An 11,655-nucleotide genomic window follows, 5' to 3' on the forward strand; every position below is an offset into this window, starting at 1 on the left:
TGAATTAAATTTTACTCTATTTCAAAAACCTTAAAATTATCAAATTGCTGATGACTTTTTGAAGTCCTAAATCCAAAAAAACCTTTCTGATAAGGCTTCTCATCTTGAAAATCCCAATATAATTTATTGTCTAAGAAATATTGAATGCGACCTTTATTGACAATTATTTTAACCGAATAGGTTTTGTTTCCTTCCAGAAGATGATCCTTGTCGCTATACTCTTTTAAAATAGGTTTATCATCAACTCCATTGTATTTACGGAATCGGGTAAAGGTGTTGTAATGCCCACCAACACCAGCATAATACAAATTCAAATCATCATAAGACGCAAATTTTCCGTCTCTTTCTATCTCAGGATTCAACGGATCAGTTGCCATCCAAAAAGCATTCATATCCGAAACTCGGTCGAAAGCTCCGCCTTCATCTATCAGTTTCACATCATAAGTTATCATTATATTTCCTGATAATTGGGTTTCAAACCAAATGGTCGCGCCAATAGAAGTTGAAACATCCAACTTTCCATCAATTATTTTTAGACTCGACGTTTCTGGTTTTTCGAATTCAATGTTCCAATTGGACCAATCTTTATCGAAATTGTCAGAATAAATTAGTTTCGATTTGGATTGCGAAAAAAGGACTGACGAAAAAACTAAAAAAACAAATAACAAATTTTTCTTTTTCATATACCCTATCTTTATAATACTAGTAATCCAAATTCTCTCAAAGTATTCACTGGTTTAGAATACCAAAACAATTCGAAATCTTCTAAACTGGTTTCGAAATCTGATTTTATTTCTTTAAAAGAAAAAGTTTTAGCATTGGAAACGGATATTTTTTCGAGCATTTGAACCAACCATTCTCCTTCAATTTTTCCAGTTTGAATGGTAAAACTTTCCTTTTTATCGTGAAAAGTAAGCGACATCATTTCCCAAATGTTCCCTTTTTTGGATTTTGTAAAATATTCTACTTGTGGCTTCCCTCCTAGCCAAACGATTTTGGCAGTTGGTTTTATATTAAAATCTTCGGCTTCTTCTAAAGCATTCGAAATAAAATCGGGATGGATTTTTGTTTTCGGAATTTTAAAATCGAACCATTCTTGCAATTCATAGTCAAAGCAAATGCCGTGCATAAAATTGAAGAGCGATTTCTTTAGTCCAAAACTGAATTTTTCGTGATCGACACCTGTTTTGTCCAAGTAATTAAGATCGTTGTTGGCGAAAGTTCCAATGGCTTCCGTTTTCTTTACCACACCATATTTCTCAGGATACATCCCAACAGGACTATGAGCCGTCATTGCAAATTGATGCCAAAATCCTGATTGCAAAATTCCCAATTCAAATAATTGACGTACCATTTCCAAACTATCCACGGTTTCCTGAACGGTCTGTGTGGGATAACCATACATCAAATAAGCGTGTACCATAATTCCGGCTTCGGTAAAATTTCGGGTAACTTTTGCCACTTGTTCTACCGTCACACCTTTGTCAATCAATTTTAATAATCGGTCTGAAGCTACTTCGAGTCCTCCAGAAACAGCGATACATCCTGAAGCTTTCAATAGCAAACATAAATCTCTGGTAAAACTTTTTTCGAAACGAATGTTTGTCCACCAAGTTACCGACAATTTCCTGCGAAGAATTTCAAGTGCCAAAGCCCGCATCAAGGCAGGTGGTGCTGCTTCATCTACAAAATGAAAACCATTTTGCCCCGTTTGCGCAATCATTTCCTCCATTCGATTGCACAATAAATTGGCGGCGATGGGTTCGTACACTTTGATATAATCCAATGAAATATCACAAAACGTACATTTTCCCCAATAGCATCCGTGCGCCATCGTGAGTTTGTTCCATCGTCCGTCGCTCCACATTCGGTGCATTGGGTTCACGATTTCAATAACCGAAATGTATTTATCTAACAACAAATCAGAGTAATCGGGCGTTCCGACTTCCGATTGTTTGTAATCGCTTCGGGTGGAATTGTTTTTATAAACTACTTTTCCATTTTCGAGAAGGAAAGTTCTCTTGAATTGTCCTTCAAAAGATTCGGGTTTACCAACTGCTTCCATTAATAATTCTACCGGTAATTCACCATCGTCCAAAGTGATGTAATCGAAAAACTCAAAAACTCGGGCATCAGAAAGCGAACGAAGTTCCGTATTTGGAAAACCACCTCCCATCGAAATTTTGATGTTCGGATAATGCTTTTTCACCCATTGTGCGGAACGAAAAGCGGAATATAAATTCCCAGGAAAAGGAACAGAAATCAAGAATAATTCGGGTTGAATGCCTTCGATTCGTTCTTTCAAAAGCGAAAATAAAACTTCGTCTATATAAGTAGGTTCTTCCTGTAAAGCAGCATATAATTCGTCGAAAGAATTGGCAGATCGTCCCAAACGTTCCGCATAACGACTGAAACCAAAATTGGCATCGACACATTCCACGATGAAATCGGAAATATCTTCGAGGTATAAAGTCGCCAAATGTTTGGCTTTGTCCTGCGTTCCCATCGTTCCAAAAGCCCAATCCAATTCTTCTAATTGTGCAAAACGCGAAGCTTCTGGCAAATAATCTTCCTGACAAATTTGCAATGCCAAAGTTGGATTTTTTCCTTGCAAAAAAGCAATGACTGAATCGATGGTTTTGATGTATTCGTCTTGGAGAGCTATAATCCGTTTACAGTTGTCGGTTGTGGGTTGCTTGTTGTACGATTGAAACAAATCTTTCAATCCTTCTTTTGAAAACAATTTCAAAATCACTTCAATCCCCAAATCTGCCTGCGTTGCCGAAATGTTTTTGGTATTCAAAAACCCTTTTATATAAGCGGTTGCTGGATACGGTGTATTCAGTTGGGTAAAGGGTGGCGTGATAAGAAATACTTGGGTTTTCAAAAGAATTGTTTTGTGCAAAAGTAAGGTATTTTAGAAAAGAATGAGATTCATTATCGAAGGTTTTCCGTTTTTTGGAATAAAATTACTACTTTTAAAATCTCAAAATTTATAGAATGACAATTCAAGAATATCTATCCAAAATAAATACACTTTATATAACTGGCAATGCTCGTGAACACTCCTATCGTGGCGATTTGCAAAACCTGATTATGGCAATTTTGCCCGATGTTTTGGTAACCAATGAACCAGCTAGAGTAAGTTGTGGCGCACCCGATTATGTGTTAACTCGTAAAGATGTACCCATTGGTTATATTGAAGCCAAAGACATTGGGGTGGATCTAGCAGACAAAAAACTAAAGGAACAATTTGACCGTTATAAATCGGGATTGTCGAATTTGGTTTTTACCGATTATATGGATTTTCATTTTTATAAAGAAGGTGAATTTGTAACCAAAATTGCGATTGCTTCGGTTGAAAACGGATTGATTATTCCACAACCCGAAAACTTTGAGACCTTTACCAACTTAATAAAAAACTTTGCCCAAACCATTTCTCAAACCATCAAATCGCCTACCAAGTTGGCACAAATGATGGCAGGAAAAGCCAAATTGATGGCAGATGTTATCGAAAAATCATTGACTAATGACGACCAAGAAGGCAAACGCTCCCAAATAAAATCGCAAATGTTGTCGTTTCAGCAAATGCTGATTCACGATATCGACAACAAAGCTTTTGCCGATATTTATGCACAAACCATTGCTTACGGAATGTTTGCCGCTAGATACCACGACCCTACTTTACCTACTTTCTCGAGAATGGAAGCCGCTGAATTAATCCCGAAATCGAATCCTTTTCTTCGGAAATTGTTTCAAGATATTGCAGGATTTGATCTCGACATTCGTTTGACTTGGATGGTGGACGAACTCGTTAACATTTTCTTGGCGAGTGATGTGGCTACGATTATGAAAAATTTTGGTCGAAGCACCAAACAAGAAGATCCCGTGGTGCATTTTTATGAAACCTTTTTGGGCGAATACAACCCTGCCTTGCGAAAAGCCCGTGGGGTTTGGTACACACCGCAACCCGTGGTTAACTTTATTGTACGTGCGGTGGATGATATTTTGAAAACCGAATTCGATTTGCCACAAGGATTGGCTGACACCAGCAAAATAAAAATCAAGAAAAAAGCCGTAACCCAAACCAAAGGGAAAGATGCTAAAATAAAAGAGGTAGAAACCGAGGTTGAAGTACACAAAGTACAAATTCTAGACCCAGCCACAGGAACAGGAACATTTTTGGCAGAAGTAGTCAAACACATTCATAAAAAATTTGAAGGACAACAAGGCATTTGGAGCAAATATGTAACCAATGATTTGATTCCTCGACTGAATGGTTTTGAACTCTTGATGGCAAGTTATGCAATGGCGCACCTCAAAATGGATATGCTCCTTACTGAAACAGGCTATAAACCTAGCGATGACCAGCGTTTTCGTATTTTCCTGACCAACAGTTTGGAAGAAGCCCATCCTGATACCCAAACCCTTTTCAGTTCGTGGCTCTCCGACGAAGCTGACCAAGCCAACGCCATAAAGCGTGATGCACCTGTTATGGTGGTGATTGGAAATCCGCCTTATAGTGTAAGTAGTTCAAATAAAAGTGAATGGATTCAAAATTTAATTAAAGATTATAAGAAAGATTTAAACGAAAGAAAAATTAACCTTGACGATGATTACATTAAATTTACTCGTTTCGGGCAACATTTTATTGATAAAAATGGTAGCGGAGTTTTAGCTTATATTTCTAACAATAGTTTTATTGACGGTATTACACACCGCCAAATGCGAAAACATTTATTGGAAAGTTTTGACAAAATTTACATTCTCGATTTGCACGGCAATGCCAAGAAAAAGGAAGTTTGTCCCGATGGTTCTCCCGACCAAAACGTTTTCGATATAATGCAAGGTGTTTCTATAAATATTTTTATAAAAACTGGTAAAAAGAAAAAAAATGAATTAGGAGAAGTTTTCAATTTTGATTTGTATGGTAAAAGAGATTTTAAATATGAGCACTTATTTAAACAGAATTTAAACAATATCAATTGGAATAAATTAGAATGTAAAGAACCTAATTATTTTTACTTTGATAAAAATTTAGCAGAAAACGATATTTATTCAACTTTTATAAAACTAGACAAACTTTTTCCTAATTATGTCTCTGGAATTCAAAGTAAAAGAGATGAATTAACTATTAAACTAAACGAAAACGAACTTAATAAAACAAAAGATATTTTATTAAGTGATGAAAACATTGAATTTTTAAGAAAAAAACTTAATTTACCATTAGACGGAAGAGATTGGACTATTAGCGGAGCAATTAATGATTTAAAAAACAATAACCCTAAAATACAAAAATACCAACATAGACCTTTTGACGAAAGAGTTACGTTTTATACAGGAAAAAGCAAAGGTTTTTTAGCTTATCCAAGAAACAACGTTTTAAAACACTTTATTGAAAAGAAAAATATTGGAATTCTTCTACCTAGACAAGCAATTACTGAAAAGTTTGGTTTTTTTCTGTGTGATAAAATTTGTGATATAAATTATACTGGAAATGCGGGACAGTTTGGTGCGGGTTTAGTTTTCCCTCTTTATCTCTATCCCGAAACCACCGCCCAACAATCATTACACGACAATACGGAAAGAACCCCCAACCTAAACCCCGAAATTGTCAAACAAATTGCGGAAGGTTTGGGTTATTTTTTCTCTCCAGAAAAACCAGATTACAATGTACAAACAGAAGAAACCAATCAATTGTATCCCATCGACATACTCGATTATATCTATGCCGTTTTGCATTCGCCCAATTATAGAGAAAAATACAAGGAGTTTCTGAAGATTGATTTCCCTAGAGTTCCTTATCCAAAAAACCCACGTCAATTTATTGATTTAGTGGAGTTAGGCAGTCAATTGCGTCAAATTCATTTGCTGGAAAGTCCCATAGTAGAAAATTACATTACACAATATCCCGAAGATGGCGATAATGTGGTTACAAAACCCAAATACGAACAACGCAATTATGTAATAGAGAACGATATTATAATGCATAATGATACCCCCGAACCTATGGGACGTGTGCACATCAACGCAACCCAATATTTTGACAACGTGCCAGAAGCAGCTTGGAATTTTTATATTGGTGGTTATCAACCGGCTCAAAAATGGCTCAAAGACCGCAAAGACCGCGAGTTGAGTTATGAGGATATTTTGCATTACCAAAAAATCATCGTGGCTTTGAGCGAAACGGACAGGATTATGAAAGAAATAGATAAAATTGAGATTTAAATAAACATACAATGATTGAATATAATTTTGACATTTCTTTTTTAAATGTTCCTAATGATAACGTCCAAAATTCCGAGCTTTCAGAAACAATGGAAGCTACATTAACTATCAATATTGATAATATAGAATTACGCATATTTACAGGTCTAGATAGATTTTCCTTAGTGAAATTACTAACACATTTGGAAAACAAATCTTTTTCAAAATTAAGCAATTTAATTTCAACACATTGCAAAGAAGACATAACAATAGATTTGTCTAATTCTATGTTACTATCATTTAGCACATCAGTATCGGACGATGTGATTTCCATTAGTTTAGATTCGGTAAAAATTCATCAACCAATAAATTCAGATAAAAATACAGCTACATTTCACTTAAATGAAGTTGGTTTTAATTTTGTAAAACATTTTTACAGTTTTCTTAGCGTAAATGAAAATGTATTTGAACTTAAAAAGCGTACAGAAGAAATTTATGAAGGCTATAATTGTAAAGTATTTCCAGGTTTTTCCTATAATTATTCTAGTAGTAGAGATATTCCAGAAATGAACATCACAAAAATCCCAACTTTAAATTTTGAATTTGAATTGGATGAAAATATGGAAAATTTACTAAAAAAAGTAAATTCAATAATCACGGTTTGTTCATTTTTCATGCACTCTAATTTAGAATATTATCGTTCTACTATTCATTTTAAAAACACAAAAATTAATGAATATAAAATACTAAAAAAAACAATTATAAAAGACACGTCTATATCCTTTAGAAATTTCAGTCTGAATTGGAAACCAAGTACTTTTTTGTCAGAAAGTTGGAAAAAGGAAGCATTTGACAACTTCGATAAATTAGAGAAAATAATCAAACTTTTCAATCAAGCACTCATAGTCGATGATAGAAGTAAGTTATTGATTAGATATAATATCATTGAGATATGTATGGGAGGAACTACTAAAAATGGAGATAAATTTAAATTCACAGAAAACAAAGACGAAATCTATGAAGAAGCTTTTAAAGTATTACAAGTAATGATTCCTCAAGACGAGCTAATAGATTTTAAAACCAAATGGAGTAATGCAATTAGAAATATGGACTATAAACCTATGAAAAGTCCATTAGTAGAATTTTTAAAATCTAATAATTTACCGTTGGATGAGCTTCCAGTAAAATTTGATGAAATCAAAAAAATGAGAGATTGTATTACTCACGGAAGTATTAAGATTAAGCCTAGTCAACTAAACAGAACTAATGTTTTATTATACAGAATATCCGGTATATTAATTCTTAATCTATTAGGAATTAAAGATTGGACATTCGATACTCATTTAAAAGAATAATTCTAATTTCAAAAAATCAATTGGCTCCAGCTTTAGCTGGAGTATTTTTGGAATGAATGTAAATTGGCTTTAGCCAAATGTATGCAAAGCGTATCAGTCAATATTTTTATAAAAAAGAAAAACTAAAACCATTTAAAGTGGTCGAATTTGACCACTTTAAAAAACAACAAAAACAGTAGTTATGGCAAAAATTAAGGTTCAAAACACAGAGATAACAATAGTGTCTATAAACAATAATGATTACATCTCCATTACTGATATCGCCAAACATAAAACCGATGACACCAGTGCTACCATTGGAAATTGGATGAGAAATAGAAATACCCTTTAATTTTTAGGTCTTTGGGAAACCTTATACAATCCCGATTTTAAACCCCTCGAATTCGAGGGGTTTAGAAATGAAGCAGGTTTAAATGCTTTTACAATGTCGCCGCAAAAATGGATAAACTCCACAAATGCAATGGGTTTTGTTTCAAAATCAGGGCGGTATGGCGGCACATTTACACACAAAGACATTGCCTTTAAATTTGCCAGTTGGATATCGGTAGAATTTGAATTGTATATTGTAAAAGAATTTCAACGCCTCAAAGAAGAAGAACAAAAACAATTGGGATGGAATGCCAAACGAGAATTGGCTAAAATAAACTACCACATTCATACCGATGCTATTAAAACACATTTGATACCAAAAACACTTACAGTACTTCAAACCAGTTTGGTATATGCCAATGAAGCCGATGTTTTGAATATGGCACTTTTTGGCATCACAGCCAAACAATGGCGAGACGAAAACCCAGATAAAAAAGGAAACCAACGCGATTATGCTTCTATAAACCAATTGATTTGTTTGTCTAATCTCGAAAACATAAACGCATTATTTATCGAGCAAAACATTATTCAACAAAAAAGATTAGAACAACTCAACCAAATTGCCATCAAACAAATGCTCCTTTTAGAAGAAATTACCCAACGCAAATATTTAAAAAATGAATGATTGATTTTTAACTAAAAAAATAAAATCATTCCATCTAAAACAAAAAAGTCCTCTGAAAATTCACAGAAGACCTTTTTTATATGATTTAATTATTTTTAAAACTTATGCTCGTCTTTGCTAATCACCAATAAAGCAAACAAAGAAATACAAGCCGCAATGGTCAAATAAAACCCTACCGAAGCAATTCCAAACTTATCGGCCAACTTAATGGCAATCATTGGTGCAAAGGCAGCTCCCAAAATTCCTGCCATATTAAAAGTCAATGAAGCTCCGGTATAGCGAACATTGGTAGGAAATAATTCTGATAAAAAAGTTCCGACAGGACCGTAGATAAACCCCATCAGCGACATTCCAAGACAAACAAAAAATGTGATTAAAAAAGTACTTCCCGAATTTAAAAAGAACGGAAAAGAAAAACCAAAAACAGCAATGGCAATAGTAGTATAAATCAACATTTTTCGACGACCTATTTTATCGGCAGCTAAGGCAGAAATTGGAATAAAAATAGCAAAAAACAATACCGAAAACAACTGGATCAAGAGTGCTTCCCGATTTGAAAATCCTAAACTCTTGGTATTCCAATTGAGCATAAAAACCGTCATCAAATAAAAAACTAAAAAAGTGGTGATTGCTGCCAATGTTCCAAAAATCAATTGGTTTTTATACGACTTAAAAACTGTCACAAAAGGAATATTTACCTCTTCGTGTGCTGTCTTCGAATTTTCGAAAGAAGGTGTTTCTGAAATTTTAGTTCGGATATAAAAACCAACAAGTACCAAAAGCGAACTGGCAATAAAAGGAATTCTCCAGCCGTAATCCATAAAATCTTCGTTACTCATAGAATCTGTTAGCAACAAGAAAGTGCCACCCGACAGCAACAAACCGATTGGCGCACCCAATTGCGGAAACATTCCGTACCAAGCACGTTTATTAGGTGGAGCATTTTCTATTGCTAACAAAACGGCTCCTCCCCATTCGCCGCCTAATCCAACACCTTGTCCAAAACGGCATAGCATTAATAACAAAGGAGCAACAATGCCAATACTAGCATAACTCGGTAAAAAACCAATGGCTACCGTCGAAATTCCCATTGTTAATAAAGCGGCAACCAAGGTAAACTTACGCCCAATTTTGTCGCCATAATGTCCAAAAAAAGCGGAACCTAAAGGGCGAGACAAAAAAGCTATTGAAAAAGTGGCCAACGATTGCAGGGTTGCCATAGTCTTGTCAGCACCTGGAAAAAACAACTGAGGAAACACCAAAACGGCTGCATTGGCATAAATATAAAAATCGAAAAACTCTATAGTGGTTCCTATTAAACTGCCAAAAAGTATGTGTTTTAATGAATTCGTTTTTTCAGGATTTACTTTTTCTTCCATAATGTATTGTTGCGCTATTTCTATAAAATGATGTTAATTTTCGAAAGTTTCAAAGATTCAATTCCAATATTTTGGTAATTTAGCAACAAATAAAATTTACTATGCCAAACGACTGTATCAGCTACCAAAACTCTGGATATTTCTCCTCTTTAATGAACGATTATTTAGACCAAAAACCTAATTTACAGTCCCTTTACAATCGTTTTCCCAATCTTGAGAACTTCGAATCGCAAATAAAAGAAAAAAAAATCAATTTCAATGGCAATGACAATTTCAATAGCAATGTAAAAAGAGCCATTTTAGTTTCAGTTATAGAAAAACAATATGCTAAAATAAATACTTCGGATAAAACCTTAAACAATATTAAACTTTTAAACAATTCCAATACATTCACAATTACGACCGGCCACCAACTCAATTTGTTTTCGGGGCCTTTGTATTTTTTGTATAAAATCATTTCGACCATCAATTTAGCCAAGGAATTAAAAGAAAAATATCCCACGGAAAACTTTGTTCCTATTTATTGGATGGCGACTGAAGATCACGATTTTGACGAAATCAATTATTTTAATTTTAAAGGTCGAAAGTTTCGCTGGAACAAAGAAAGTTCTGGTCCTGTTGGTCGTTTATCAACCGAAGGTTTAGATGATTTTTTTGAAGTCTTCTCACACGAATTGGGTATTGGCAAAAATGCCGAAACTATCAAAAAAATGTTTCAGGAATCGTATTTGAACCATTCCAATTTGGCTGATGCCACACGTTTTTTGGCAAACGAACTTTTTGGCGAATACGGATTGGTTATTTTGGATGCTGACGATAAAGATTTAAAAAGATTTTTTATTCCATATATAAAGGAAGAATTAACACAACACACTTCCCATAAAAAAGTTCTTGAAACCATTCAGAAACTAAAAGATCATACCGTTCAAGTTAACCCACGAGAGATTAATTTGTTTTATATGGAAAATGATTTGCGGGAAAGAATCATTTTCGAAAATGGAAAATACTTTGTAAACAACACTGAAATTAAATTTTCTGAAACGGAAATTTTAGAATTAGTACAAAATCACCCCGAAAAATTCAGTCCCAACGTGATTATGCGTCCGTTGTATCAAGAAGTGATTTTGCCGAATTTATGTTACATCGGTGGTGGTGGAGAAATTGCGTATTGGTTGGAATTAAAATCTTTTTTCAATGCAGTCAACGTTACTTTTCCTGTGCTTTTACTTAGAAATTCGGTTTTATTAGCAACTGAAAAACAAGTAAAAAAAGCAGATAAATTAGGATTGTCTTGGAGTGATTTATTTTCGAAACAAACCGATTTGGTCAATCAAAAAACAGCAACATTATCTGAATTCCCTATTGATTTTAGGATTCAAAAAGAGCATTTAAGAAAACAATTTGATACGCTTTTAGCAATAGCCAATCAAACCGATGCGTCTTTTTTAGGTGCAGTAAAAGCACAAGAAGCCAAACAAATAAAGGGATTAGAGAATTTAGAAAAACGTTTGTTGAAAGCTCAAAAACGAAAGCACTCTGAAACTTTAGAACGAATTACCGATTTACAAAACGAACTGTTTCCGAACCAAAGTTTACAGGAACGCCAAGCCAATTTTTCGGAATTTTATCTAGAAAACGGGAAGGATTTAATCCATAAATTAATCACAACCTTGAAAGCTTTAGATTCTAAATTTGAAATCGTAATTCTTTCCTAAAAATC

6 protein-coding genes and 1 pseudogene are annotated in these 11,655 nt (G+C 34.2%); 4 read left to right on the plus strand and 3 right to left on the minus strand.

Annotation, left to right across the window (positions count from 1 at the left end; genetic code table 11):
- Nucleotides 1-11: 11 nt before the first annotated feature.
- Nucleotides 12-683: a DUF6250 domain-containing protein gene (locus C3L50_RS10700; RefSeq protein ID WP_103806160.1), complete on the minus strand. Its 672-nt coding sequence runs from the start codon at nt 681-683 to the stop codon at nt 12-14.
- Nucleotides 684-694: 11 nt separating this feature from the next.
- Nucleotides 695-2,887, minus strand: coding sequence for a B12-binding domain-containing radical SAM protein (locus tag C3L50_RS10705; RefSeq protein WP_103806161.1), 2,193 nt, complete (start codon nt 2,885-2,887; stop codon nt 695-697).
- A 113-nt stretch (nt 2,888-3,000) separates the two neighbouring features.
- Here C3L50_RS10705 and C3L50_RS10710 point away from each other — a divergent pair, with 113 nt between their 5' ends.
- From C3L50_RS10710 to C3L50_RS10720, 3 genes and pseudogenes are all read left to right on the plus strand, one after another.
- The gene (locus tag C3L50_RS10710; protein ID WP_103806162.1) at nt 3,001-6,228 is read left to right on the plus strand and encodes a type ISP restriction/modification enzyme; all 3,228 of its coding nucleotides are present in this window, start codon (nt 3,001-3,003) and stop codon (nt 6,226-6,228) included.
- An 11-nt stretch (nt 6,229-6,239) separates the two neighbouring features.
- Nucleotides 6,240-7,562, plus strand: coding sequence for a hypothetical protein (locus C3L50_RS10715; protein WP_103806163.1), 1,323 nt, complete (start codon nt 6,240-6,242; stop codon nt 7,560-7,562).
- A gap of 181 nt (nt 7,563-7,743) precedes the next feature.
- Nucleotides 7,744-8,556: pseudogene (locus tag C3L50_RS10720) on the plus strand (KilA-N domain-containing protein).
- 95 nt (nt 8,557-8,651) lie between these two features.
- Here the strand turns inward: C3L50_RS10720 and C3L50_RS10725 are convergent.
- The gene (locus C3L50_RS10725) at nt 8,652-9,935 is read right to left on the minus strand and encodes an MFS transporter (protein ID WP_103806164.1); all 1,284 of its coding nucleotides are present in this window, start codon (nt 9,933-9,935) and stop codon (nt 8,652-8,654) included.
- A gap of 101 nt (nt 9,936-10,036) precedes the next feature.
- Here C3L50_RS10725 and bshC point away from each other — a divergent pair, with 101 nt between their 5' ends.
- Entirely contained in the window at nt 10,037-11,650 is a 1,614-nt protein-coding gene (gene bshC, locus C3L50_RS10730; protein ID WP_103806165.1) for a bacillithiol biosynthesis cysteine-adding enzyme BshC, read from the plus strand.
- The last annotated feature ends 5 nt before the right edge of the window (nt 11,651-11,655 follow it).

It is taken from the genome of Flavobacterium alvei, from assembly GCF_002920895.1.
Taxonomy (GTDB): Bacteria; Bacteroidota; Bacteroidia; order Flavobacteriales; family Flavobacteriaceae; genus Flavobacterium; species Flavobacterium alvei.